The 27,000-nt window shown below is 72.6% G+C and carries 15 protein-coding genes; 11 read left to right on the top strand and 4 right to left on the bottom strand.

Going from position 1 to position 27,000, the window contains the following annotated elements; translation table 11 throughout:
* Position 1: 1 nt before the first annotated feature.
* Positions 2 to 1,186, top strand: a complete 1,185-nt coding sequence (gene ribA, locus V4F39_RS21805) for a GTP cyclohydrolase II RibA (RefSeq protein WP_332292093.1) — start codon at positions 2 to 4, stop codon at positions 1,184 to 1,186.
* Here ribA and V4F39_RS21800 read toward each other — a convergent pair.
* From V4F39_RS21800 to hutU, 3 genes are read right to left on the bottom strand one after another with little or no spacing between them, the layout of a single operon-like run.
* Positions 1,172 to 1,969 (bottom strand): creatininase family protein, encoded by a 798-nt coding sequence (locus tag V4F39_RS21800; RefSeq protein ID WP_332292091.1) that lies wholly within the window; start codon positions 1,967 to 1,969, stop codon positions 1,172 to 1,174. The two genes, ribA and V4F39_RS21800, sit on opposite strands and share 15 nt — an antisense overlap.
* A complete protein-coding gene (hutI, locus tag V4F39_RS21795; protein WP_332292090.1) occupies positions 1,966 to 3,219 on the bottom strand; it encodes an imidazolonepropionase in 1,254 nt (417 codons plus the stop codon). The genes V4F39_RS21800 and hutI overlap by 4 nt, the downstream gene beginning before the upstream one ends.
* Entirely contained in the window at positions 3,216 to 4,925 is a 1,710-nt protein-coding gene (gene hutU / locus V4F39_RS21790; protein WP_332292088.1) for a urocanate hydratase, read from the bottom strand. The genes hutI and hutU overlap by 4 nt, the downstream gene beginning before the upstream one ends.
* Positions 4,926 to 5,162: 237 nt before the next feature.
* Between hutU and V4F39_RS21785 the strand changes: the two genes are divergently transcribed.
* The 4 genes from V4F39_RS21785 (at position 5,163) to ggt (ending at position 10,694) form a co-directional block, all read left to right on the top strand.
* A complete protein-coding gene (locus V4F39_RS21785) occupies positions 5,163 to 6,746 on the top strand; it encodes a methyl-accepting chemotaxis protein (protein ID WP_332292087.1) in 1,584 nt (527 codons plus the stop codon).
* 103 nt (positions 6,747 to 6,849) lie between these two features.
* Positions 6,850 to 7,554 (top strand): dienelactone hydrolase family protein, encoded by a 705-nt coding sequence (locus V4F39_RS21780; protein WP_332292085.1) that lies wholly within the window; start codon positions 6,850 to 6,852, stop codon positions 7,552 to 7,554.
* Positions 7,555 to 7,574: 20 nt separating this feature from the next.
* Entirely contained in the window at positions 7,575 to 8,618 is a 1,044-nt protein-coding gene (locus tag V4F39_RS21775) for an extracellular catalytic domain type 1 short-chain-length polyhydroxyalkanoate depolymerase (protein ID WP_332292084.1), read from the top strand.
* A 93-nt stretch (positions 8,619 to 8,711) separates the two neighbouring features.
* Positions 8,712 to 10,694, top strand: a complete 1,983-nt coding sequence (gene ggt / locus V4F39_RS21770) for a gamma-glutamyltransferase (RefSeq protein ID WP_332292083.1) — start codon at positions 8,712 to 8,714, stop codon at positions 10,692 to 10,694.
* Here the strand turns inward: ggt and V4F39_RS21765 are convergent.
* Complete coding sequence (locus tag V4F39_RS21765) at positions 10,684 to 12,864, bottom strand: hypothetical protein (protein ID WP_332292082.1); 2,181 nt, start codon at positions 12,862 to 12,864, stop codon at positions 10,684 to 10,686. The two genes, ggt and V4F39_RS21765, sit on opposite strands and share 11 nt — an antisense overlap.
* Before the next feature lie 395 nt (positions 12,865 to 13,259).
* Here V4F39_RS21765 and V4F39_RS21760 point away from each other — a divergent pair, with 395 nt between their 5' ends.
* From V4F39_RS21760 to V4F39_RS21735, 6 genes are all read left to right on the top strand, one after another.
* Positions 13,260 to 14,840 (top strand): methyl-accepting chemotaxis protein, encoded by a 1,581-nt coding sequence (locus V4F39_RS21760; protein WP_332292081.1) that lies wholly within the window; start codon positions 13,260 to 13,262, stop codon positions 14,838 to 14,840.
* A gap of 47 nt (positions 14,841 to 14,887) precedes the next feature.
* Positions 14,888 to 16,435, top strand: coding sequence for a methyl-accepting chemotaxis protein (locus tag V4F39_RS21755; RefSeq protein ID WP_332292079.1), 1,548 nt, complete (start codon positions 14,888 to 14,890; stop codon positions 16,433 to 16,435).
* Positions 16,436 to 16,484: 49 nt separating this feature from the next.
* The gene (gene recC / locus V4F39_RS21750) at positions 16,485 to 19,883 is read left to right on the top strand and encodes an exodeoxyribonuclease V subunit gamma (protein WP_332292078.1); all 3,399 of its coding nucleotides are present in this window, start codon (positions 16,485 to 16,487) and stop codon (positions 19,881 to 19,883) included.
* 58 nt (positions 19,884 to 19,941) lie between these two features.
* A complete protein-coding gene (gene recB, locus V4F39_RS21745; protein ID WP_332292077.1) occupies positions 19,942 to 23,640 on the top strand; it encodes an exodeoxyribonuclease V subunit beta in 3,699 nt (1,232 codons plus the stop codon).
* Positions 23,637 to 25,619 (top strand): exodeoxyribonuclease V subunit alpha, encoded by a 1,983-nt coding sequence (gene recD, locus V4F39_RS21740; RefSeq protein WP_332292076.1) that lies wholly within the window; start codon positions 23,637 to 23,639, stop codon positions 25,617 to 25,619. The genes recB and recD overlap by 4 nt, the downstream gene beginning before the upstream one ends.
* Positions 25,620 to 25,965: 346 nt before the next feature.
* Positions 25,966 to 26,763, top strand: coding sequence for an AadA family aminoglycoside 3''-O-nucleotidyltransferase (locus tag V4F39_RS21735; RefSeq protein WP_345786517.1), 798 nt, complete (start codon positions 25,966 to 25,968; stop codon positions 26,761 to 26,763).
* The last annotated feature ends 237 nt before the right edge of the window (positions 26,764 to 27,000 follow it).

The raw sequence follows: 27,000 nt of genomic DNA, 5'->3' as shown, positions 1-27,000 counted from the left end.
CATGTCTCCCCTCGGCCTGCACCGCTCATCCCTGCCCGACGTGTCCGCCACGTCCGCTCCCCTGCCCCTCGCGGACGATGCCGCCTGGCGCGCCACGGTGCGGCTGGACCGGGCGCAACTCGAACTGAAGCACGGCCGCGAGCTGGTGCTGCAGCCCGAGGACGAATCCGCGCCGCTGCTGCTCGTGGCCGCCGTCGAGACGCTGAGCGCCGAGCGGCTCGCGACCCTCGACACCTGGGGCCATCCGCTGCGCCTGCTGCTGACGGGCGAGCGCATGCAGTCGCTGGGCGGCACGGCCGCGCCGGCCGCGCTGCGCTGCCCGCCGAACGTCGGCCTGCAGACGCTGCAGCACTGGGCCGCCGTCAGCGCCGACGTGCTCGATCCGCAGGCCCTGCGCGATGCGGCCCCCACGGGCCCGGCGATGGACGCGGCGCTGCGCATCGCCAAGCGCGCGCGGCTCACGCCGGCCCTCGTCGCCGCCGAGCTGCCGCGCAGCCTGGCGCCGCGCCTGGCCGCGGCGGAGATCCTCGTGCTGCCGGTGGCGGATGCCGAGCGCCTGCTGGAGGCCGCGACGCTGCGCCTGCAGCGTGTCAGCGACGCGCGGGTGCCCATCGCCGCACGCGAGGACTGCACGCTGGTGCTGTTCCGCGAGGTCGGCGGCGGCACCGAGCACGTGGCCGTGGTCTTCGGCACGCTGGACACCCAACGCCCGGTGCCGGTGCGGCTGCATTCGTCCTGCCTGACGGGCGACCTGCTCGGCAGCCTGCGCTGCGACTGCGGCGACCAGCTGGGCCGCGCGGTCAGCCAGCTCGCGCAGTGCGGCGGGGTGCTGCTCTACCTGTCGCAAGAAGGGCGCGGCACCGGCCTGGCCAACAAGCTGCGCGCCTACCGGCTGCAGGACGGCGGCCTGGACACGATCGACGCCGACCGGCACCTCGGCTTCCGCGACGACGAACGAGACTACCCGGCCGCGGTCGCGATGCTGCAGGCGCTGGGCATCACGCGCATCGAGCTGCTGACGAACAACCCGCGCAAGATCGCCGCGCTGCAGGCCGGCGGCATCGAGGTGGCGGCCCGTGTCGCGCTCACCGCCCCCACCAACGTGCACAACGCGCGCTACGTCCACACCAAGCGACATCGCGCCGGCCACCTCGGCAGCGACAACGCGCCGCTAGACGGCCAGTAGCGGCAGCGCGGCCAGCTCCTCCAGCATCGCCTTCAGGCGCGCCGTGCCGTGGCGCAGCAGCGCCTCGCCCTTGACGGCGCTGCCGTCCGCCGCATTGCCGCAGACGCCGGCGGGGTGCAGGTCCTGCGCCATCCAGCCGAGGCCGATCGGCTTCTCGATGCCCAGCACGCCGCCGCGTGCCGCCATGGCCCGGCCCGCGGAAGGAAAGTCGGCCAGGCGGTCGAGTCGCACCAGGTCGGGCCGCAGGTGCAGCATCAGCGAGGTCTCGACGGCACCGCCGTGCAGGCCGTGCGCCAGTTCGTCGACGTCGAACAGCCCCGGCGGCATGCCCAGCCCGTAGCTGTGCGCGCGCACGACGGTCATCGCGCAGTCGACCCGCAGGCGCAGGGCCACCTGGTCGACCAGCCCGCGCTGGCCGCCGTGGCTGTTGAACAGCACCAGCTTGCGCACACCGGCCCGCGCCACGCTGCGGCCGATCGACAGCCACAGCCCGAGCAGCGACTGAAGATCGCCGCCCAGCGTGCCGGCGAAGGCGGTGTGCTCGAGGCTGTCGCCCACCTCGATCGCCGGCAGCACCAGCACCCGCGCTGATGCGGGCGGGTCGGCGAGCAGCGCGTCGACGAAGCCGCGGTTGATCACCGCGTCGGTCGACAGCGGCAGGTGCGGCCCGTGCTGCTCGGTGGCCGACACCGGCAGCAGCGCGATGGTGCGCAGCGGGTCGAGCGTGCCGAAGTCGGTCGTCGCGAGGTCTTGCCAGCGGCCGCTGGGCGCCGGGGTGTTCACGGCAGACCTCCGCCCTGGCGGGGCTCCCGGGCCACGCCGGCGTTCACCACCTGCCGGCACGGGTTGAAGCCCATCGCATAACCCAGGTCGGCCGGCCGGTCGATGGCCCACAGCGCGAAGTCGGCGCGCTTGCCCACTTCGAGCGTGCCGATCTCGCCGGCCCGGCCCAGCGCCGCCGCGGCATGGCGCGTGGCGCCGGCCAGCGCCTCCTGCGGCGTGAGGCGGAAGAAGGTGCAGGCCATGTTCATCGCGGCGAGCAGCGAGGGCATCGGCGAGGTGCCGGGGTTGCAGTCGGTCGACACCGCCATCGGCACGCCCGCATCGCGCAGCGCCTGCACCGGCGGCAGCCGCGTCTCGCGCAGGAAATAAAAGGCCCCTGGCAGCAGCACGGCCACGGTGCCGGCGGCTGCCATGGCGGCCACGCCCTCGGCGCTCAGGCATTCGAGGTGGTCGGCCGACAGGCCCTTGAAGCGGGCCACCAGCGCCGCGCCGCCCTGGTCGGACAACTGCTCGGCATGCAGCTTCACCGGCAGTTTGTGCGCGGCGGCGGCCTGGAACATGCGCTCGGTCTGCGCCGGCGTGAAGCCGATGTTCTCGCAGAAGGCGTCGACCGCGTCGACCAGCCCTGCGGCCGCCAGCGCGGGCAGCGTCTCGTCGCACATCAGCGCGATGAAGTCGTCGGGCCGGCCCTGGAACTCCGGCGGCACGGCGTGCGCGCCGAGGAAGGTGGTGCACACGCGCACCGGCAGCGTGCGGCCGACCTCGCGCGCCACGCGCAGCATCTTGGCCTCGTTGGCGGTGTCGAGCCCGTAGCCCGACTTGATCTCCAGCGTGGTGACGCCCTCGGCCAGCAGGCTCGCGACGCGCGGGCGGCTGGCCGCCAACAGCTCGGCCGGCGTGGCGGCGCGGGTGGCGCGCATGGTCGAGACGATGCCGCCGCCGCGGCGAGCGATCTCTTCATAGGGCACGCCGTTGAGCCGGGCCTCGAACTCGTCGCTGCGGTTGCCGGCGTAGACGATGTGGGTGTGGCAATCGACCAGCCCCGGCGTGAGCCAGGCGCCCGCGCCGTCGTGCTCCCGCGCCGCCCGCGCGCCGGCCGGCAGCGCGGACTCGGCGCCCACCCAGGCGATGCGGCCGTCCTTCACCGCGACCGCGCCGTGCTCGATGGCGCCGTAGCCCTCGCCCGCCATCGTGGCGAGGTGCACATGGCGCCAGAGCGCATCCCAGGCGGGGGCGGCGGAATCGTTCATCCCTGGATCATCGGCAATTTCAGCCCGAAGCGCTTGGCGCAGGCCACGGCGGCCTCGTAGCCGGCATCGGCATGGCGCATCACGCCCGAGGCGCAGTCGTTTACCAGCACACGCGCCAGTCGCTCGGCCGCAGCGTCGGTGCCGTCGGCCACGATCACCATGCCCGCGTGCTGCGAATAGCCCATGCCCACGCCGCCGCCGTGGTGCAGGCTCACCCAGGTGGCACCGCCGGCGGTGTTGAGCAGCGCGTTGAGCAGCGGCCAGTCGGAGACGGCGTCGGTGCCGTCCTTCATGCTTTCGGTCTCTCGGTTGGGGCTGGCCACCGAGCCGGTGTCGAGGTGGTCGCGGCCGATGACGATGGGCGCCTTCAGCTCGCCGCGCTTCACCATCTCGTTGAACGCCAGGCCGGCCAGGTGCCGCTCGCCCAGGCCCAGCCAGCAGATGCGCGCCGGCAGGCCCTGGAAGGCGATGCGCTCGCGCGCCAGGTCGAGCCAGCGGTGGGTGAGCCTGTTCTCGGGGAACAACTCCTTGATCTTGGCATCGGTCTTGTAGATGTCTTCCGGGTCGCCCGACAGCGCCACCCAGCGGAACGGGCCCTTGCCCTCGCAGAACAGCGGGCGGATGTAGGCCGGCACGAAGCCAGGGAAATCGAACGCGTTCTTCACGCCCTGGTCGAACGCCACTTGGCGGATGTTGTTGCCATAGTCCACCGTGGGGATGCCCATCGCCTGGAAATCGAGCATGGCCTGCACGTGCACCGCGCAGCCCTGCGCGGCGGCGGCCTTCAGCTCGACATGCTGCGCCGGATCGTCCTGCGCGGCCTTCCAGCCTTCCACGGTCCAGCCGGGCGGCAGGTAACCGTTGATCAGGTCGTGCGCCGAGGTCTGGTCGGTCACCAGGTCGGGCTTCAGGCCGCCCGCCTTCGCACGCTTCACCAGCTCGGGCAGCACCTCGGCCGCGTTGCCCAGCAACGCGATCGACACGGCTTCCTTGCGGTCGCAGTGGTGCTTGACGAGCGCGAGCGCGTCGTCGATGTCCTTCGCCTGCCGGTCGACGTAGCGCGTGCGCAGGCGGAAATCGATGCTGCTCTGCTGGCATTCGATGGTCAGCGACACCGCCCCGGCCAGCGTGGCCGCCAGCGGCTGGGCGCCGCCCATGCCGCCCAGGCCGGCGGTGAGTATCCAGCGGCCCGACAGATCATTCTTGTAGTGCTGGCGGCCGGCCTCGACGAAGGTTTCGAAGGTGCCCTGCACGATGCCCTGGCTGCCGATGTAGATCCAGCTGCCGGCCGTCATCTGGCCGTACATGAAGAGGCCCTGGCGGTCGAGCTCGTTGAAATGCTCCCAGTCGGCCCACTTCGGCACCAGGTTGGAGTTGGCGATCAGCACGCGCGGGGCGTTGGCATGCGTCTTGAATACGCCCACCGGCTTGCCCGACTGGATCAGCAGGGATTCGTCCTCCTCCAGCGCCTTCAGCGACGCGAGGATCTGGTCGAAGCAGGCCCAGTCGCGCGCCGCCCGGCCGATGCCGCCGTAAACCACCAGGTGCTTGGGGTTTTCGGCCACGTCGGGATCGAGGTTGTTCTGGATCATCCGATAGGCGGCCTCGGCCAGCCAGTTCTTGCAGTGCAGCGCAGCGCCCCGCGGCGCGCGGATCACGCGGCCGGCGTCGTAGCGCGGATCGTTCTGCAGGGCGGCTGAGCTCATGGGCATCTCCGAAAACGCTGGTTGTATAGACAACTATAGTGACACCGGGCCCCGATTGGCAACCGGACTCCGCGCGGCGCCGCCTCAAGTTGCAATCGCAAACGGTCGATATCCCAAACCGAATCGGGACGTCGCCGGGCCCTGGGCCTGCCGCGACGGTGGATTCGCCGCCACCCCACGGGCCGCAAGGCCCCCACCCGCGCCGGTGAGCCGCGCGCACCCTGGAAGCCGCACTCGATGAGCCTGAAGAACCTTTCCCTGCGTGCCCAGCTCGGCGCCGCCTTCGGCGGCCTGGCGGCGGTGGTGCTCGTCGTTGCGGGACTGTCCCTGACGTCGCTGGACGACGCCAACAGCCGCTTCTCCGGCTACGTGGACGGCATCAACGCCCGCGCGATCCTCGCCGCCCACCTGCGCACCGCCGTCGACCGGCGTGCGATCGCGGCCCGCAACCTCGTGCTGGTGACCCGGCCGGAAGACCTGGCGCTGGAGAAGGCGGAGGTCCAGAAGGCGCACGACGACGTGCGCCGGGCGCTCGGTGAGCTGAAGCAGGCGATCGCCATCGCGTCCGACGCCTCGGAGCAGGCGCGCAGGCTGGTCGCGGAGATGGACCGGATCGAGTCCGCCTACGGCCCGGTGGCCCTCGCGATCGTCGACCTCGCGCTGGCGGGCCGGCGCGACGAAGCCATCGTCCGCATGAACGACGAGTGCCGGCCACTGCTGGCCTCGCTGGCCAAGGTGGAGAACGACTACGCCGAACTCACCGAGCAGCGGGCCCGGGATCTCTCCCAGGAGGCCGTCGAACACGCCGCCGAGCAGCGCGCCCTGCTCGCCCTGGTTTGCCTGTTCGCCGTGGCCGCCGCGGCCGTGGCCGGGCTGGTCATCACCCGCCGCGTGACCCGTGCGCTGGGCGCCGAGCCCGCCGACCTCGGCCAGGCGGCCGAGCGGGTGGCCGCGGGCGACCTGCGCCCGCTCGCCGGCATGGCGCATCCGCCGGCCCGCAGCGTGTTCGCCTCGCTGATGCGCATGCAGCACAACCTGTCGATGCTGGTCGCGCAGGTGCGCGACGCCTCCGAATGCATTGCGCGCGATTCGCGGCAGATCGCGCACGGCAACATCGACCTCAGCCAGCGCACCGAGGAGCAGGCCAGCGCCCTGGAGCAGACGGCCGCGACGATGGACGAGCTGGGCACCACCGTGCACCACAACGCCGAGAACGCGCGGCGCGCCAACGAGCTGGCGCTGGGCGCCAGCAGCGTCGCGGCACGCGGCGGCGAGGTGGTGGGCCAGGTGGTCGAGACGATGAAGGGCATCAACGCCAGCTCCAAGCGCATCGCCGACATCATCGGCACCATCGACGGCATCGCCTTCCAGACCAACATCCTGGCCTTGAACGCCGCGGTGGAAGCGGCCCGCGCCGGCGAGCAGGGCCGCGGCTTCGCGGTCGTGGCGGGCGAGGTGCGCACGCTGGCCAAACGCGCGGCCGATGCGGCCAAGGAGATCAAGACGCTGATCAGCGGCAGCGTCACGCAGGTGGAGCAAGGCACCGCGCTGGTCGACCGCGCGGGCCAGACGATGGACGAGATCGTCGGCGCCATCCACCGCGTGAGCGAGACGGTCGCGGCGATCACCGAGGCCAGCGCCGAGCAGAGCTCCGGCGTCGCGCAGGTGGGCCAGGCCGTCTCGCAGATCGACCAGGTGACGCAGCAGAACGCCGCGCTGGTGGAGCAGAGCGCCGCGGCGTCGGACAACCTCAGCCGCCAGGCGCACGGCCTGGTGGAGGCCGTCTCCGCCTTCAAGCTGGCCGAGGCCGCGCCGGCCTGATCGCCGCGCCGCAAAGCCCGGCCCCGGCCACCGGCCTCGCCGCTGGCCCACAATGCACCGGACGCCCGCTGTCGGGCGACTCGCATTGGCAGGAGGCCGCACCATGAAGACCGAGTGGATTCAGATCAACGCGCAGGACGGCGGGCAGTACGGGGCGTACCTCGCGCTGCCGCCGGCCGGCACCGGCCCGGGGCTGGTGCTGTTCCAGGAGATCTTCGGCGTCAACGCGCACATCCGCGCGGTGGCCGAGCAGTACGCGATGGACGGCTTCGTCGTGCTGGCGCCCGACGTGTTCTGGCGTGATGCCCCGCGTGTCGAGCTGGGCTACAGCGGCGCCGACTACGACCGCGCGATCGAGCTGATGAAGGCCGCCAAGCCCGAGCATCTGGCCGCCGACATCAAGACCACCGTGGCGGCGCTGCGGACGCGCACCGAGGTGGATGCGGCCGGCGGCAAGGTCGGCGCGATCGGCTACTGCATGGGCGGGCGCCTCGCGTACATCGCCGCCGCCGACCCCGGCGTGGACGCCGCGGTCTGCTACTACGGCGGCGGCATCCACGACCAGCTCGACCGCAGCGCCGCCATCACCTGCCCGATCCAGTTCCACTACGCCGAGCAGGACCACGCCATCCCGCTGCCCAAGGTCGAGGAGGTGCGCAGCGCCTTTGCCGGCAAGGCGGCCGAGTTGCATGTGTATCCGCGCGCGACGCACGGCTTCAACTGCTGGGCACGGGCCTCCTACCATGCGCCCTCGGCCGCGCTGGCGCACGGGCGCGCGCTGCAGTTCCTCGCCCGGCACCTCTACTGACCGCGCGGCGCCGCCCGTCCGTGGCCAAGCGCAGCATCGCCTCGGCCTGGGCGCGGGCTTTCAACCGCAGCGCGAAGAAGCGCCTGCGGCAGACCCTCAAGACCATCGCCCCGCTGGCCCGCCAGGCCCGTGCCCGCAGCGGCGCGGCGGTGGTCCAGGCCGTGCAGGCGGCGGCGCAGCACACCCGCTTCCCCGCGGCGGCCGGCGACTGGTTGCCGGGCGTGGCGGTCGGTGCCGCCGGCCTGCGCCGCTTCCATCTCTACCGGCCCGCGGCGCTGAAGGGCGTGCGGGCGGCGCTGCAGCAGCGCGTGCCGCTCGTCGTGATGCTGCACGGCTGCGGGCAGAACGGCCGGGCGATGGCGCTCAGCAGCCGCATGCACCGGCTGGCAGACCGCCACGGCTTCCTGGTGCTCTACCCCGACCAGGACACGCTGGCCCATCCGCAGGGCTGCTGGCGCTGGTACGACACGCGCAGCGGCCACGCCCAGGCCGAGGCGCGCACGCTGCAGTCGATGATCGACCAGGTCTGCCTGCGCTACCCGGCCGACCGCTCGCGCGTGGCCCTCGCGGGCCTGTCGGCCGGCGCCGGCATGGCCGCGCTGATGGCCACGCTGGCGCCGGGGCGCTGTGCGGCGGTGGTGATGCATTCGGGCGTCGCGCCGGGCAGCGCGCAATCGACCGCCACCGCACTGCAGGCGATGCGCGGCCGGGGCCGCGTCGCCTTGCCCGACGAGGCGCCGCTGCCGCCCCTGCTGGTGCTGCACGGCACCGCCGACGGCATCGTCTCGCCCGACAGCGGCCGCCTCGCGGCGCAGGCATGGGCGCATGCGCTGGGCGCCCTGCCGTCGACGCCCCGGCGCGTCCAGCGGGGCGCACGCCATGCGATGAACGTCACCGACTACCGCTGCCGCCGCAAGGTGGTGGTGAGGCTGTGCGAGATCGAAGGCCTGGGCCACGCATGGAGCGGCGGCGACCGCCAGCAGGCCTACAGCGACCCGGCCGGGCCCGACGCGTCGCGCCTCGCGTGGGCCTTCATGCAGGCCGCCTTCGAGCACGTGCCCTGACGCGGTGCAGCAAGGAGGGCAAGGTTCTTGCTGATTGGCACGCCTTCGACATCGCACGATAGTCGGAAGGTCCAATACCAAGGAGAAGTCCCCATGATCGATACGTCCCGCCGCCTCTGGATCCTCGCACCCCTCGCGACGGCCGCCGCCGCCGCCCTGTCCGGCTGCTTCTTCGACACCAGCTCGGATTCCAGCGATGCCGGCACGGGCTGCGAGATCCTCACCGATGCCGGCGGCACCGTCGTCGTCGGCTCCGGCCTGCCCGGAGACCCGGCCGCGCCGGAGCCCGCATCCGGTTACCGCGTCGGCAAGAAGGTTGTCTATACATCGCGTTACATGGTCGCAACGGCCAATCCGCTGGCCAGCAAGGCCGGCTGCGAGGTGCTCAAGAGCGGCGGCTCGGCCGTCGATGCCGCGGTCGCCGTGCAGGCCGTGCTGGGCCTGGTCGAGCCGCAGTCCAGCGGCATCGGCGGCGGCGCCTTCATGCTGCACTTCGACGCCAAGACCAAGGCCGTGACCGCCTACGACGGCCGCGAGACGGCCCCCGCCGCCGCGACCGAAAACTACATCCGCTGGATCGACGACGCCACCAACCGGACCACGCCCGTGCCCAGCGCCCGCGCCAGCGGCCGCTCCATCGGCGTGCCGGGGGCGGTGCGCATGCTCGGGCTGGCCCACGCCGAGCACGGCAAGAAGCCCTGGAAGGACCTCTTCCAGCCCGGCATCGACCTCGCGACGAACGGATTCCCGATCAGCGGCCGCATGGCCGATGCGATCGCGGGCGCCCGCACCAACTTCCTGCGCGACAAGGACGCGACGGCCGCCTACCTGAAGGCCGACGGCAGCGCCAAGCAGCTGGGCGAGACCTTCACGCTGCCGGCCTATGCCGCGACGCTGACCACCCTGGCCAACGGCGGTGCCGATGCGCTCTACAACGGCGCCCTCGCCCAGGCGATCGTCGCGAAGGCAGGCGTGACGGTCGGCGACGATCCGGCGGCCACCCCCATCACGCCCAGCAAGCTCACGCTGAGCGACCTGTCGGGCTACCAGGCCAAGAAGCGCGAGGCGATCTGCACCACCTACCGCGGCACGCACATGATCTGCGGCATGCCGCCGCCGTCGTCGGGCGGCATCACCGTCGCGTCGATCATGGGCATCCTCGAGAACTTCGACATGGCGCAGTACAAGCCCACCGCCATCGACCTCGAAGGCGGCAAGCCGACCGTGCTGGGCGTTCACCTCACCGCCGAGGCCGGCCGCCTGGCCTACGCTGACCGCAACGCCTACATCGCCGACACCGACTTCGTGCCCCTGCCCGGCAACTCGCCCGACACGCTGCTGAACAAGCCCTACCTGCAGAGCCGCGCGGGCCTGATCAGCCTGACGTCGAGCATCGGCATCGCGCAGCCGGGCAACTTCAACGCCACCCCGGTCGGCATCAGCACCGTGCAGGAGGCCGGCACCACGCACTTCAGCATCGTCGACCGCCAGGGCAACGCGGTCTCCATGACGACGACGGTGGAGGCGGGCTTCGGGTCGTACCACATGACCAACGGCTTCATCCTGAACAACCAGCTGACCGACTTCGACGCGCCGGCCGATGCCAACGGCAACCCGATCGCCAACCGTCCGGGCCCGGGCAAGCGTCCGCGCAGCTCGATGGCCCCGACGCTGGTGTTCAAGCTCGACAGCGCCGGCAAGCCCGGTGATTTCGTCATGGCCACCGGCTCCCCGGGCGGCGCGACGATCATCCAGTACGTCGCGAAGACGCTGGTGGGCGCGCTCGACTGGGGCCTCAACGCGCAGCAGGCGACCTCGCTGGTCGACTTCGGCGCCGCCAACAGCCGCACCACCAGCCTCGGCGGCGAGCACCCCAACATCGACGAGACCAACAACGGCGCGAACGATCCGCTGGTCACCGGCCTGCGTGCCCTGGGGCACACGGTGTCGGTGAGTGCTCAGAGCAGCGGCATCAGCACCATCATGCGCGACACGGTGAACGGCCGGAAGGTGTGGGCCGGCGGCGCCGACCCGCGCCGCGAAGGCCTGGTGCTGGGAGACGCGATCAACCCGTGACGGCCACGGCCGGCGCGCGCTGCAGCGAAAGCGGCAGCGCGCCGTCGAGCCAGCCCGCCCACCACGCGCCGCCGGCCACGGCGGCCGCGAGCACCACGGCCGCCACCGCCCAGCGGGCACCGTGGCGCTCGGCGAACGGATCGGGGCGGCGGTAGGTGCCCGGCGGCAGGTGGGCCGTCTGCGACAGCGACGCCCCGAGCCGCACGTTGAGCCGCATGCGGCCGTTGATGGCCCAACCGCCGGCATCGAGGATGGGCCCCAGGCTGCGCTGGCGCAGCTTGAGCCAGGCGATCAGCATGCTCGGCCCCGAGATCGACAGCACGATGCCGAGGATCGCCAGCGGGATCCACCAGCCCAGGTCGACGAACTTCGCGAAGACGCCGACGATCACCGCGCTGATGCTGCCCAGCGCCACCCCGAGCGCCGCCACCGTGCCCACGTCGACACGGCCGCGGCTGGCGGCGGCGGCCCCGGCATCGGGCGCGGCCGCCGCGCTGGCCGGCGGCGACTTGTCGGCCGACGCGATGCGCCCGGCCCAGCCGCCGAGCTTGCCCTGCGCGGTGGCATCGCTGGCCGCCGCACGCTTGGCGACCTGCTCCTCGATCATGCGCAGGAACTTCTTGTACGGCGACAGGAAGGCCTGGCCGATGCTGATCGGGTTCTCGATCACCTTGATGATGCGGGCGTCCCAGTCGCGGCCCTCGCGGTCGTAGAACAGCCCGTTGCGGCCGACGAAGAGGAAATCCACGTCGCCAGCGGTGAAGGCCGCGGCGATGGTCATCTTCTCCTTGCCGCGCACGCATTCGCAGTAGGCGAGGTAGGCCTTGGCCAGCCCGGCCACCACCGCATGCTTGGCGGCATCGGCCACCTGCACCGTGAGGTCGCAGCTGCGCCCGTCGAGGAACAGCCGGCCAGCCTGGAACACCGCGCCCTCGCGGCGGTAGAAGGCTGCGAATGACACGAAGTTGCGCAGCAGCGGCAGCAGGTCGCGCTGCAGGCGCACGAGCTTCTCCAGGTCGTTCACGTGCCCGTGCACCGGCGCGGCGGCCAGGTCCTGCTCGATCAGGGAGGTGAGCCGGGCCCGTGTCTCGCCGAGGTCGGCACCGACCAGCGCCCGCACCGCATCGACGCCGAGCGCCGCCACCGGCCCGGCGGGGCGCTGGGCCAGCCAGGCGCGGCACGGCGCCACGCGCGCCTTGAGCTGCTGCCATCGGCCTTCGTCGAGGCCGGCCTGGTCGTCGCCCAGCAGCGGGGCCACGGCCTGCGTGCGCAGCGCCGCCAGCGCCGCCTGCCACGCCGGGTTGGCACCCTCGCCCAGCGGCAGCGGCCGGCCGGGCGCCACGGGGGCCAGCGGCAGCTGCCGCAGCGGGTCGGCGGCCAGCGAAAGGGTCTGCGTGGCGTAGCCGCGCAGTTCTTCCGGCGGCGGTGCGCCCAGCGCCTCCGCGGCACGGGCGTCGTAGCTCGCGAGCCGGCAGCGGGCGAAGAAGTCCTCCACCTTGTCGTGCACGGCATCCACCGCCTGGGCCGCGGCGCGCAGGCCGCCGCAGTCCTGCTCGCCGCGGGTGTGCCAGTCGAAGAGTGCCTGCGCAGCGTCCAGGAAGGCCGTCGCGCGGGCCCGGTCGGTGCCCTGGCCGCCGCCGGCGTCGGCCACGGCGCCTTGGACATGCACGATCCGCTCGATCAGCGTCGCCAGCGCCTTGTCGTCGCCCGCGGTGGCAGGCGTGACGACGCCGTCGCCGTTGAACCGCTCGCCGGCCAGGTGCTTCTGGCGTTCGCCGATCTGTTCCAGGCCGATGTCGGTGGCATCCGCATCGCCGTGCCGCTGGAGGGTGCGCCGCGCTTCCTCGAGCAGCGCCGCGCCCTCGGGGCAGGCGTCGTCCAGCGCATCCAGCGCCAGCCGGGCCCCGCCCTGCACCAGCGACTGCGGATCCTTCAGCCGCGCACAGGCCCATTCGCATGCGGCGATCAGTTCGGGCGCACGGATGCGGCCGTCGTGGTCGGTATCGATCAGGTCGAGGGTGCGCGGATCGAAATCGATGCCCCGCGTGGGGCAGGCGAGCGCGACCCAGAGCTTTTGGTCGAGTTCACGCAGGTGGGCGATGTCGGCACCGCTGGCGATGACCACCTGGTCGACGCCACCGGCCCGGAAGAACTGCCAAGCATGGGCCATGGGACTGCGAGTTGGGGCGCCGGAGCGCGTTGGAGCCGGACAAGCCGCCGAGTCTTCCCAGGGCCGGGCCACGCGTCTGTCGCCCCGGGTCACGCGGGCATGTAGGACAACGCGCTGCCCCTGCGGCGTGGCCCCCGGTTCCGTGAGATGTGTATCCGTGTGTGACGACTTGACGACCGCGCCGCAGGGGATATGCGATGAACAGCCGACCAATCCGTCATGCCTGCGCACGATCTGCCGGCACCGGCATGGCCGGCGCAAAGCGGCAGCATTTTGGATAAATAAACAATCAGCATTAGCGCTTTGCCAGCTCAAGAAAGCCCGGGATGCCGCCGAAACCGCAAGCATCCGGCGCCGACGTGCCGGGTGTCGTACAGCGCACCACAAGGATGACCATGCGCAGCAACCTCCCCGTCTCCCAACACGAATACCAGATCCCGGATGGCACGACGCTGGTCTCGACGACCGACCTCGACAGCCGCATCACCTACTGCAATCCGGCGTTCATCGAAGTCAGCGGCTATGCCAAGCACGAGCTGATCGGCCAGCCGCACAACATGGTCCGCCACCCCGACATGCCGCCGGAGGCCTTCCGCGACATGTGGCATACCTTGCGTGCGGGCAGGCCCTGGTCGGCGCTGGTGAAGAACCGCCGCAAGAACGGCGACCACTACTGGGTCGTCGCCAACGTCACGCCCTTGATGGAGGACGGCCGCGCGACCGGCTACATGTCGGTGCGCACCAAGCCCTCGCGGCAGCAGGTGCAGGCGGCCGAGGCCCTCTATGCGGGCATGCGTGCCGAGGTGGCGGCCGGCGGCCTGCGCACCCACTTTGACGGCGGCGCGCTGCGGCCGCGCGGCCTGGCGCGCGTCGGCGTGCTGGCGTCGCGGCTGGCGCAGCTGTCCGGCGGCGCCGCGGCCGGCGCCTGTGCCGCGGCGCTGGGCGCGTGGGCGTTCGAGCCCGGCTGGGCCGCGCCGGCGTGCGGCGCGCTGGTGGGCAGCGTGTCCACGGCCCTGACCCGGCGCGGGCTGCTGTCGCGGGCCGATCAGCTCATCCCGGTGGCCAACCGGCTCGCGGCCGGCGACCTGTCGCAGACCATCGACACCTCCCGCTACGGTGAATTCAACGCGCTCGCCAAGGGCCTGAACCAGGTCAGCGTAAACATGCAGGCGATCGTGGCCGACGTGCGCAGCGAGATTGCCGGTGTCTCCTACGCCAGCAACGAGATCGCCAGCGGCAACGCCGACCTGGCCGCCCGCACCGACCAGACCGCCGCGAGCCTGCAGCAGACCGCGTCATCGATGGAAGAGATCACCAGCACGGTGAAGAACAACGCCGCGACGGCACAGCAGGCCACCAGCCTCGCCGCCACCGCCTGCGACTCGGCCGCCAAGGGCGGCCAGGCCATGGGCGAGGTCGTCGAGACGATGGGCGCGATCTCGACCGCGTCGCGCAAGATCGCCGACATCATCGGTACGATCGACGGCATCGCGTTCCAGACCAACATCCTGGCCCTGAACGCCGCGGTGGAAGCCGCCCGCGCCGGCGAGCAGGGCCGCGGCTTCGCGGTGGTGGCCGGCGAGGTGCGCACGCTCGCCAAGCGCTCGGCCGATGCGGCCAAGGAGATCAAGGCCCTGATCGAGGACTCGGTCCACAAGGTCGACGACGGCAGCCGCCTGGTCGATGCCGCCGGCCGCACGGTGGGTGACATCGTCAACCAGGTCAAGCACGTCAGCCAGCTCATCGGCGAGATCTCCAATGCAACGCGCGAGCAGACGGCCGGCATCGACCAGGTCGGCCAGGCGGTCAGCGAGGTCGACCGCATGACGCAGCAGAACGCCGCGCTGGTGCAGCAAAGCGGTGCCGCGGCGGATTCGCTGAAGGGCCAGGCGCGGTCGCTGGCCGAGGTGGTCGGCATCTTCAAGCTCGGGCGGGCCGCTCAAGTCGCGGCGCCCGCCTGCCGACAAAGCGTGTAACCGACCCGGCACCGACGCCGGGGTCCCGCAGTCCTCAGAGCCCCGGCATGCGCAACAACCAGCCCGTCACACAACGCGAATACCTCTTTGCCGAAGGCACCACGATTGTTTCGACGACCGATCTCGACAGCCGCATCACCTACTGCAATCCGGCCTTCATCGAGATCAGCGGCTACACGCGCGAGGAACTGATCGGCCAGCCGCACAACATGGTGCGGCACCCGGACATGCCCTCCGAGGCCTTCCGGGACATGTGGCAGACGCTGCGCAGCGGCACGCCGTGGATCGGCCTCGTCAAGAACCGTCGCAAGAACGGCGACCACTACTGGGTCGTCGCCAACGTCACCCCGCTGATGCAGGACGGCCGCGCCGTCGGCTACCTCTCGGTGCGCACGCAGCCCACGCGCGCGCAGGTGGAAGCGGCACAGGCGCTCTACGCACGCATGCGCGCCGAAGCCGCCCAGGGCGGCCTACGCACCCGCCTGTCGGCTGGCGCGGTGGTGCCCACCGGCATCGCGCGCCTGCAGGCCGTGCTCGCACAAGCCATGCGCCTGAGCGGTGCCGCCGCCGCGGGCGTGGCGGCCGTGGCTTTGTCGCGCTGGGTGATCGGCCCCGACTGGGCCGGCCTGCTGGCCGGTGCTGCCATCGGCGCCGGCGTGGCCGCCTGGACGCGCCGCTCACTGCTCGCGCGCGCCGACCGCCTCATCCCCCCGGCCAACCGGCTGGCCGCCGGCGACCTGTCGGTCAACATCGACGCTGGCGCCTACGGCGAGTTCCACGGCCTGGCCAAGGCGCTGAACCAGGTCACCGTGAACATGCAGGCCATCGTCGCCGACGTGCGCAGCGAGGTCGGCGGCGTGACGATGGCCAGCCGCGAGATCGCCAGCGGCAACCTGCACCTGTCGTCCCGCACCGAGCAGACCGCCGCCAACCTGCAGCAGACCGCCGCGTCGATGGACCAGATGAGCGGCACCGTGCGCCACAACGCCGACACCGCGCAGCAGGCCACCGGCCTGGCCACCTCCGCCTCCCAGGCCGCGGCCCGCGGCGGCGAGGCGATGGGCGAGGTGGTGCAGACGATGGGCGAGATCGCCGGCTCGTCGCACCGCATCGCCGACATCATCGGCGTCATCGATTCCATCGCCTTCCAGACCAACATCCTGGCGCTCAATGCCGCGGTGGAAGCCGCCCGCGCCGGCGAGCAGGGCCGGGGCTTCGCGGTCGTGGCGGGCGAGGTGCGCATGCTGGCCAAGCGCTCGGCCGACGCGGCCAAGGAGATCAAGTCGCTGATCGAGGACTCGGTGCAGAAGGTCGACGCCGGCACCCGGCTCGTCGATGCCGCCGGCCAGACGGTGGGCGACATCGTGCGCCAGGTGCAGCGCGTCAGCGAGCTGATCAACGCCATCTCCGACACCACGCGCGAGCAGACCGGCGGCATCGACCAGATCGGCCGCGCCGTCACCCAGCTCGACGAGATGACGCAGCAGAACGCCGCGCTGGTCGAGCAGAGCGCCGCGGCGGCGCAGACGCTCGAAGGCCAGGCCCGTGCACTGGGCGAGGCCGTGGGCATCCTGAAGCTGCGCTCGGGGCGCTGAGGGCCGCATCCGGGGTAGGCTCGCGCCTCCCCCGCCGTTGCGCCGCCCCTTGCTGCACCTCCATTTCTCCAACCGCTTCGAGACACTCGCCGCCCTGCTGATCACGCAGCTCGGCGGCGCGCAGGGCGACGCCCTGGCGCCGGTGCAGGTCATCGTGCCCAGCGCCGCGCTGCGCCGGCGGCTGACGCTGGCGGCGGCCGACACCCACGGCGTGTGCGCGAACCTGGCGTTCTCGTTCCTGGCGCAGTGGCTGTGGCGGCAGATCGGGCGGGTGGTGCGGGTGGCCGAGGAATCGCCCTTCACCCCGGCCGTGATGGCCTGGCGGATCCATTCGGCCTTCGGCGATGCGGCCTTCGTCGCCGGGCACCCGCGGCTCGCCGCCTACCTGGCCGAGGCCGACGACGTGATGCGGCTCGACCTCGCGCGGCGCGCCGCCGGCCTGCTGGAGCAATACATCACCTACCGGCCCGAGTGGCTGGCCGCCTGGCGCGCGGGCGAACGCGCCGACCTCGGCAGCCCCGATGCCGCGGTGCTGGCCGACGAAGCGTGGCAGGCCGCGCTGTGGCGGCGCATCACCGCGGAGATCGGCCTGGCCGAGGCGGACCCGGCGCTGCAGATGGTGCAGGCGCTGGCCGCCGGCGGCGCCGCGCTCGCGCGCGAGCGTGGCCTGCCCGCGGCGGCGCACGTCTTCTGCGTGCCGACGATGCCGCCGCTGCACATCGGGCTGCTGCAGCAGCTCGGGCGCTGGATGGAGCTGCACCTCTACGTGCTCAACCCCTGCCGCGAATACTGGTTCGAGGTGGTCGACCGCCGCCGCCTCAGCCACCTGGCGGCGCAGGGCCGCGACCCGGCGCTGGCCGGCCACGAGGAAGGCAACCACCTGCTGGCCGCCTGGGGCCGCCAGACGCAGGCGCAGATCGATTTGCTGGTGCAGGCGGGCGGCGAGGGGCTGGTCGACGACGCCTGGTTCGCGCCGCACCCGGGCGATACGCTGCTCGCGCGCCTGCACAACGCGGTGCTCGACCTGGCGGAGATCGAGCCCGGCAGCGCCACCGCCGACCGCAGCATCGAGGTGCATGCCTGCCACTCGCTGACACGCCAGCTCGAGGTGCTGCACGACCAGCTGCTCGCGCTGTTCGCCGACCCGGCCCACGGCGGGCTGCTGCCGTCGGACATCCTGGTCGTCACGCCCGACCTCGACGCCGCGGCGCCGCTGATCGACGCCGTGTTCGGCACCGCGCCACCGGAGCGGCACCTCCCGTTCGCCGTCACCGGCCGGCCGCGCAGCCGCATCAACCGCTGCGCACGCGCGCTGCTCGACCTGCTGGCGCTGGCGGGCTCCCGGCTGCCGGCCAGCGCCCTCTTCGGCCTGTTGCAGCAGCCGGCCGTCGCGCGGCGCTTCGGGCTCGATGCCGATGCGCTCGACCGCGTGCACGACTGGATCGCCGATGCCGGCATCCGCTGGGCGCTCGATGCCGCGCACCGCGCGCGCTTCGACGTGCCGGCCGATGCACGCCACACGCTCGACGACGGCCTGGGGCGGCTCTTCCTCGGCTATGCGCTGCCGGCACAGGCGGCGGCGCCCTTTGCCGGCCGCCTGCCCGCCGGCGATGCCGAGGGCAGCGAGGCCGACGTGCTGGGCGCCTTCGCCCACTTCGCGCAGGCGCTGGCGCAGCTGCATGCGCAGGTCCAGTCGCCGCAATCGCCGGACGGCTGGCGCGCGCTGCTGCTGCGCACGCTCGAGCGCTTCCTTGCGCCGGCCGACGACGAGCTGGAAGACCTGCGGGAGCTGCGCCAGGCCGTGCTCGGCCTGGCCGACGCGATGCGCCAGGGCGGCCTGTGCGACGAAGGCGCGGCGCCGCTGCCGCTGGCCGTGCTGCGCAGCGCGCTCGAACAATGGCTGGACGACCCCGCCCGCGGCGGCGTGCCCACCGGCAGCATCACGTTCTCGTCGATGAGCAGCCTGCGCAACCTGCCCTACCGCATCGTCTGCGCCATCGGGCTGGACGACGGCGCCTTTCCCACCGCCGCGCGCCAGGCGGAGTTCGACCTGATGGCCGGCCAGCCGCGGCGCGGCGACCGCCAGCGCCGCATCGACGAGCGCAACCTGTTCCTCGACCTGCTGCTGGCCGCGCGCGAGCGCGTGCTGCTGGCCTACACCGGCCGCAGCGTGCGCGACAACGCCCCGCTGCCGCCCTCGGTGCTGGTCTCGGAGCTGCTGGACACGTTGGCCCCTGCCGTCGCGCAGGATCCGGCCGACCCGGCGTCGGTCTTGCGGGCGAGGCAGCAGCTGGTGGTGGAGCATCCGCTGCAGCCCTTCTCCCCCGAGGCCTTCGAGGCGGGCGGCGATCCGCGGCGGCGCAGCTTCCACCGCGAGTACGCCGAGGCGCTGCAGGGCCGCGAACGCCGCCTCGCCGCCCTCGCCCGGCCGGCTGCGGGCGCCGGCTTCGACGGTGGCGACGACCTGGCCGCGGCGCTGCACGACGACGAGGAAGACGACGCCGAAGACACGCCCGCGCAGCCGGCCCGGCCGCTCTTCACCGCGCCGCTGCCGCCGCCCGACGAGGCCTGGCGCACGGTGTCGATCGGGCAGCTGGCCGAGTTCTTCCGCAACCCCTGCCGCTACCTGCTGCGCCGGCGCATCGGCATCGAGCTGCCGCAGGCCGCGGACGAGCTGCAGGACGACGAGCCCTTCGTCGCCGACCGGGCTGGCCGCCGCGCCCTCGCGCAGCGGTTGCTGCCGCCGCTGCTGCAGGGCCTGGACGCGCCGGCGCTGCAGGCGCTGGCCGATGCCGGCACCGAATACCCGCCCGGCGCGCTGGGCCTGCAGCAGCGCGACGCGGAGATCGACCAGCTCGGCCGCTTCGCCGGCGAGGTGCGCGCGGCGGTGCAGGCCGCCCCGCTGCCGGCGCACCACGTGGCGCTCGACCTCACGCTCGACGGCACGCCGTGGCAGCTGCACGGCAGCTTCGCCGACCTGCGCCCCGAAGGCCTGATGCGCTGGCGCTATGAAGACACCCACCCCGTCGACTACCTCGACGCCTGGCTGCCGCACCTGCTGCTGAACGCCCAGCCGCCTGCCGGGGTGCTGCCCCGCACGCGCTTCTGGTCGCGCGACGGCAGCTTCGTGCTGCGGCCGCAGCCCGCCGCGCCGGCCCTGCTGCACGCGCTGGTGGCGCTGTATGCGCAGGGCCTGCAGGCGCCGCTGCACTTCTTTCCCAAGACCTCCTGGGTGCACGCCACCACCGGCGGCCAGCGCGCCAAGGTGGAGGCCGCCTGGCGCGTCGACCGGCACCGGCCCTTCGGCGAATCGCGCGACGCGGCCTACCGGCTGGCGCTGCGCGGGCTGCCCGAGCCGCTGGACGAGGCCTTCGCGGCCTGCGCCGACGCGGTCTACCTGCCGCTCATCGCCTGCCTGGACGACGCGCGCGTCGGAGAACCGGCATGAGGGCGCCGGGCCGCTCCCCAGCGCTCATCCCGGAGCACGCAGTGCGGAGGGCAGTCCCGTGACGGCCCGCCCCGCGCTCGACGTCTTCCACTGCCCGCTCGACGGCGTGAGCCTGATCGAGGCCTCCGCCGGCACCGGCAAGACCTGGAACATCTGCGGCCTGTACCTGCGCCTGCTGCTGGAGCGCGGGCTGGAGGTGCAGCGCATCCTGGTGGTGACCTTCACCAACGCCGCCACCGCGGAGCTGCGCGAGCGCATCCGCGGCCGCATCGTCGACGTGCTGGGCGCGCTGCGCGCACCGCCCGACGCGGCCCGGCCGGCCGACCCGTTCGTCGCCGGGCTGCTCGCGGCGCTGCATGACGCCGGCGGCGGCGACGCCGCGCTGCTGGCGCGCCGGCTCGACCTGGCGCTGCAGACCTTCGACGAGGCGTCGATCTTCACGATCCACGGCTTCTGCCAGCGGGCGCTGGCCGATGCGCCCTTCACCGCGCAGATGCCGCTGTCGCTGGAGCTGGTGCCCAATGACGACGACCTGCTGCACGAGGTCGCGGCCGACGTGTGGCGCCGGCGCGTGGCCGCGCCCGGGCTGTCGCCGCTGCTGGCGGCGCAGCTCGCGCTGTGCCGGGACACGCCCGCCACCTGGGCCGCGCTGCTCAAGCGCCGGCTGGCCAAGCCGTTGTCGCGCCTGCGCTGGCCCGACGAACTGGAAGCGGGCGGCCTGCCCCCCGCCGACACCCTCGCCGCGCCGCTGGCGGCCGCGCACGCCGACGCGCGCGCGCTGTGGCAAACCCAGCGCGCCGCCATCGTGCAGGCCGTGGCCGATGCGCTGCCGCGCCTGAACGGCACCACCTACAAGCCCTCCGCGCTCGACAGCGCCGCGCAGGGCTGGGACGAGCTGCTGGCCCCGGCCGATGCGTTCGCCGCCCTCGCCTGCGCACCCCGGCACGTCGAGCTGCTCGGCGCCGCGCGGCTGCAGGAGCGGGTGAAGAAGGGCCAGCAGCCGCCGGCACATCCGTTCTTCGACGCCGCCCAGGCCCTGCTCGACCAACGCGCGGGGGTGCGGCAGGCGATGGCGCTCGAACGCCTGGCGCTGCTGCGCGACCTGCTCGCCGAAGGCACCGAGGCCGTGCGCAGCCACAAGCGCGAGCGCCGCGTGATCGCCTTCGACGACATGCTCTTCAACCTGCACGAGCGCCTGTCGGGCCCGCAGGGCGAGGCGCTGGCCGCCTCGCTGCGGCAGCGCTTTCCGGCGGCGCTGATCGACGAGTTCCAGGACACTGACCCGCTGCAGTTCGCGATCTTCCGCCGCGTCTACGGCGACGGCGGTGCGCCGCTCTTCCTTGTGGGCGACCCGAAGCAGGCCATCTACAGCTTCCGCAACGCCGACCTGCACACCTACCTGCAGGCCCGCGCGCAGGCCGGGGCCGACTACACGCTGGCCGAGAACCAGCGCTCGAGCCGGCTGCTGATCGATGCGCTCAACGCGCTGTTCGGCCGCAACCCGCAGGCCTTCATGCTGCCGGGCCTCGACTACCAGCCCGTGGGCTGCGGTGCCAAGCCGCGGGCGGTGTTCGACGACCGCAGCACGCCGCCGCGGGCGCCGCTGCAGTGCTGGGCGCTGCCGCGCGACGACGAAGGCCAGCCGCTGCCCAAGGGCGCCGCGCAGGCCGCGGCGGCCCGGGCTTGCGCGGCCGAGGTGGCGCGGCTGCTGCGCGCGGCGCAGGCGGGCGAGGTCACGCTCGGCGGCCGGGCGCTGGCGGCCGGCGACATCGCGGTCCTGGTGCGCAGCCACGCCCAGGGCGGCGCGATGCGCATCGCGCTGGCGGCGCTGGGCGTGGGCAGCGTCGAGCTGTCGCAGGCCAGTGTGTTCGCCGGGCCCGACGCGGAGGCGCTCGAATGGCTGCTCGCCGCCGTGCTCGAACCCACGCGAGAGCGCCGGCTGCGCGCCGCGCTCGCCACCGAATGGATGGACTGCGACGCCGCGCAGATCGACGCGGTGTCGGCCGACGAGGCGGCACTGCTGGCGCTGGTGCAGCGCTTTGCGGGCTATCGCGACACCTGGATCGCCCGCGGCGTGGGGGTGATGCTGCGCCAGTGGATGCAGGCCGAGCAGGTGAGCCAGCGGCTGCTCGGCCGCCCCGACGGCGAGCGGCGCCTGACCAACCTCCTGCACCTGGCCGAGCTGCTGCATGCCGCCGCCGAACAGCACCCCGCGCCGCCCGCGCTGCTGCAGTGGCTGCAGCGCCAGCGGCTGGAGGGCACGGCCGACGAGGCGGCGCAGCTGCGCCTCGAATCCGACCGCAACCTGGTGCAGATCGTCACCATCCACAAGTCGAAGGGGCTGGAGTACCCGGTGGTGTTCTGCCCCTTCCTGTGGGATGGCCGCGCCGGCAGCGACACCACGCCCCAGGGCGACGCGGTCGAGTACCACGACGAGGACGACGGCGGCGACGGCCGGCCGGTGCTCGACTTCCGGCTGCTCGACAAACCCGCGCTCGACGCCGTGCGGCGGCAGCGCAAGCGCGATGCGGGCGCGGAATACCTGCGGCTGGTGTACGTGGCGCTGACCCGTGCGGTGCACCGCTGCTACCTCGTGACCGGCGCCTACGCCGTGCGCGGCAGCGCCGCCGAGAGCAGCCGCAGCCTGCTCAACTGGCTGGTGGCCGGCGCGGGGATGGACCCCGCCGCCTGGGCCGAGCACAAGCTGCCGCCGTCCGCGGTGGCGGCCGCCTGGTCGGCGCTGGCCGCCGGGCATGCACCGGCCATCGCCTGGGAGCCGCTGCCCGACGCACCCGGCCTGCCGGTACCGCCGGCCGCCGCGGGCGAAGGCACGCTGGCCGCGCTGCCGCCGCCGGCGCGCCTGCCGTCGGCCTGGTGGGTGGGCAGCTACAGCAGCCTCGCGCTCGGAGCGCGCCACGAGGCGGCGCAGGAAGCCGGGCTGGAGGCCGCCGCGGCAGACCACGACCTGCGCACCGATGCCGCCAGCACGCCCGCGGCGCAAGCCCCCGAGCCGCTGGCCGACGACGACATCCTGCGCTTTCCGCGCGGGGCGGCGGCCGGCGATGCGCTGCATGCGGTGTTCGAGCAGGTCGACTTCAGCCGGCCCGGCGGCTGGCGCGCGGCGATCGACCGGGCGCTGGCGCTGCACCCGCAGCCGCCCGGGCCGCTGCCGCTGGCGCCGATGCTCGCGCGGCTGCTGGCCGACGTCATGCAGACGACGCTGCCGGGCGGCGTGCGGCTGGCCGACGTGCCTGCCGAGCGCCGGCGGGTGGAGATGGAATTCACCCTGCCCGCGCACGGCCTGACGGCCGCCGGCCTCAACGCCGCGCTGCGCGCGCTGGGTTATCCGCCGCCGGGGCTGGGCTTCCGCACGCTGGAGGGTTACCTGCGCGGGTTCATCGACCTGGTGTTCGAGCACGGGGGGCGCTACTACGTGCTCGACTGGAAATCCAACCACCTGGGCGACACGGCGGGCGACTACGACGCCCCCGCGATGGAGGCGGCCATGGCCGAACACGGCTACCACCTGCAGTACCTGCTCTACAGCGTGGCGCTGCAGCGCTACCTGCAGCACCGGCTGCCCGGCTACCGCCACGAGGCGCACTTCGGCGGCGTGTACTACCTCTTCGTGCGCGGCGTGCGCCCGGGCTGGCTGCAGCCCGACGGCACGCCGGCCGGGGTGTTCTTCCACCGGCCGGGCGAGGCGGCGCTGCAGCGGCTGTCGGCCCTGCTGGGCGGCGAGGAGGCCGCGGCATGACGGGGGCATCCAGGTTCGACGATGCGGCGGCCGAGCCGTCCGACGCGCTGTCCGAAGGCCTGGGCCTCTGGCTGCAGCGCTGGTCGACCGAAGCCGGCGCCGACGCGCGCTGCGCCCGGATCGCCGGGCAGGCCGGCCGCGCGGTGAGCCGGGCGACGCGGGAAGGCCACGTCTGCATCGCGCTCGCGGACCTGCCGAGGTACGCCGGCGCCGCGGCGGCGGACGCCGACGAGACGGATGCGCCGGGCACCGAGCCGCTGCCCTCCGACCCGGCCGAGCTGCGCCGCGCGCTGATGGCCTCGGGCGTGGCCGGCACCGCGGCGCAGCCCGGCGCCCACCCGTTGGTGCTGGACGACGAGGGCCGCCTCTACCTGCACCGCTACTTCGACTACGAGCGCCGCCTCGCCACGCGCCTGGCGCGTGCGGCACAGGCCGCGCTCGCCCCGCCCTCGGCCGAGGCGGCGGCCCGGCTGCGCGAGCGCTTTGCCGGCAACGCCGCGGCGCTGGGCGGGCGGGCCGACTGGCAACTCATCGCCGCCGGGCTGGCGTTGCGCGGGCGGCTGGCGGTGGTGAGCGGCGGGCCCGGCACCGGCAAGACGACCATGGTCGTCAACCTGCTGGCGAGCCTGCTCGCCGAATCGCCCGACTGCCGCATCGCGCTGGCCGCGCCCACCGGCAAGGCCGCAGCCCGCATGACCGAGGCGCTGCGCCAGCGTGCCGCGCACCTGCCGGTGCCGCTGCGCGAGAAGCTGCCGGCGCAGTCGTACACCATCCACCGCCTGCTGGGCGTGACGCCCGGCGGCTTTGCGCATGACGCCGCCCACCCGCTGCCGATCGACGCGCTGGTGGTCGACGAGGCTTCGATGCTCGACCTGGCGCTGGCCACGCAGTTGCTCGAAGCCGTGCCCGAGCACGCGCGCATCGTGCTGCTGGGCGACAAGGACCAGCTCGCCGCGGTCGAATCGGGCGCCGTGTTCGCCGAACTGAGCGCCGACCCGACGCTGAGCGACCAAGCGCGCCGCGACCTGGCCGCCCTCTGCGGCCTGCCGGCCGAGGCCATCGTGCCGCCGCCTGCGGCGCAGCCCAGCGCGCTGCACGACAGCGCGGTGTGGCTCACACAGAACTTCCGCTTCGCGGCCGATTCGGCGATCGGCCGGCTGGCGCGCGAGATCAACGCCGGCGACGCCAAGGCCGTGCGCCAGCGGCTGGCCAAGGCGGCCGGCGACGCCGCGCGCCAGCCCAGCCTGTTCGGCGACGACGGCGGCGGCGAGCCCGCCGCCGCCACCGCCGCCACGGCGCCCGGCGAAGCGGCGGACGACGCGCTGCGCTGGATCCCCGATGCCGGCACGCAGCCGGGCGCCGCGACGCTGGCGGCCGGGTTCGACGGCTTTGCCGCGTATGCGCAGGCGGTGCGCCAGGCGCCGCACGACGTGGCCGCCGCGACGGCGGCGTTCGAGCGCTTCCGCGTGCTGTGCGCGCTGCGCGAGGGCCCACGCGGGCTGCTGGCGATCAACGAGCACCTGGCCCGCCGCCTGCGCCCCGCCGACGCCCCGCCCGGCCCCTGGTACGCCGGCCGACCAGTGATGGTGCTGCGCAACGACCCGCTGCGCCGGTTGTTCAACGGCGACGTCGGCCTGGTGCTGCCCGATGCCGAGGGCGCGCTGCAGGCCTGGTTCCCCGACGCCGCCGCGCCCGGAGGTTTCCGCGCCGTGCACCCAGCCCGCCTGCCGCCGCACGAGACGGCGTATGCGATGACGGTGCACAAATCGCAGGGCTCGGAGTTCGAGGCGGTGCTGATGGTGATGCCGGCCGGCGTGCACCGGGTGGTGACGCGGGAGCTGCTCTACACGGCGGTGACGCGGGCGAAGGCGCGGGTGGTGATCGCCGGGGGCGCCGAGGGCGTGGCGGCGGCGGTGGGGGCGCGGACGCGCAGGGCGTCGGGGTTGTTGGCGCGGGTGGGGGAGGTGTTGGGGGGGTGAGGATGCGCCGTTGGGACGCATTCGATGGCTCGTCGAAGCCGGCGCGAAAGCAATCAGCGGATCTCCTGAAGACTGTCGGCGAATATTCACAGCTGATCGGCACATTCAACGGGTCAGATTTTGCTGATGTGGATTTAACGTGCCGAGGTTGCTGGCACCCGCAGAACGAATGACGGCGGCAGGCCATCCATGTGTGGCACAGGGGCAGTATGTGGCTCATACGGAAAAATTTAGGCGGCCTAATGCAGGGTGGCCAGCTACTTTACCCCGGTCCGCCCGGGGACGTACTAGGCGTTAGGCCGCAGGGATCGGCGACAGAGCCGTTGCCTAAATTTAGTTAGATATTATGACCGGCTCCGTGCCCGCTGAAATATCAGAGCAGCTATCGCGTGCGTTGGATGTTATCGAAGGTCATCTGGCATCAGCGCTGTTGGCCGTGCACTTGTACGGCTCCGCGTTAAACGGTGGCCTGAAGCCATGTAGCGACATTGATCTGCTGGTCACGGTGGCGGCAATGCCTGATGAAACCGCACGGCAAGCTTTGATGCTCGATCTGCTCAAAATTTCGGCGCCACCTGGTCAAAGCAAGGATCTCCGTGCCCTGGAAGTGACCATTGTCGTGCGCAATAACATCGTTCCGTGGCGTTATCCGGCTAGGCGGGAACTGCAATTCGGAGAATGGTTGCGAGAAGACATTCTTACGGGCATCGTCGAGCCCGCTGTTATTGATGCTGATCTGGCGCTTCTTATAACGCAAGCAAGGCAACACAGCATTGCCTTGGCAGGACCGCCCGCAGCGGAATTCTTCGAGCCGGTGCCAGAAAGCGACCTTTTCAGTGCGCTGGCCGACACTCTGAAGTTATGGAAGACACCCATGGATTGGGCTGGAGATGAAAGAAATGTAGTGCTTACGTTAGCTCGCGTCTGGTACAGCGCAGCAACCGGTAAGATTGCACCAAAGGACGTTGCCGCTGAGTGGGTGGTCGAGCGTTTGCCAGACGAGCATCAGTCCGCACTATCTGAAGCTCGGCAGGCCTATCTAGGACATTGTGAAGATCGCTTGGCTCTCCGAGGAGATCAACTGACAGACCTCATTGCGTTCATTAAGCGCGAAGTCACTAGCCTGCTTGGTCAGCGCCAATGATGTCTAACAATTCGTTCAAGCCGACGCCGCTTCGCGGCGCGGCTAATTCAGGCGTTGGGCATCATGAAGTTTCGCTCGCTGTTGCTTGGGGTTGAGGCTTTGGTGTTTGGCGGGCCGATCACGGCTGCCGCCGCATATGGTCTGCCCGTGCTGCTTTCATTTGGCATTGCAGTTGGCATTTCGAGGCCGGTCTCTCTGGTGGCAGTGATTGCTTCGCTGGCTGGGTGTGTATGGGCG

Source organism: Aquincola agrisoli (assembly GCF_036621135.1).
GTDB lineage: Bacteria > Pseudomonadota > Gammaproteobacteria > Burkholderiales > Burkholderiaceae_C > Aquincola > Aquincola agrisoli.
This window is presented reverse-complemented; position numbering and strand designations above follow the sequence as displayed.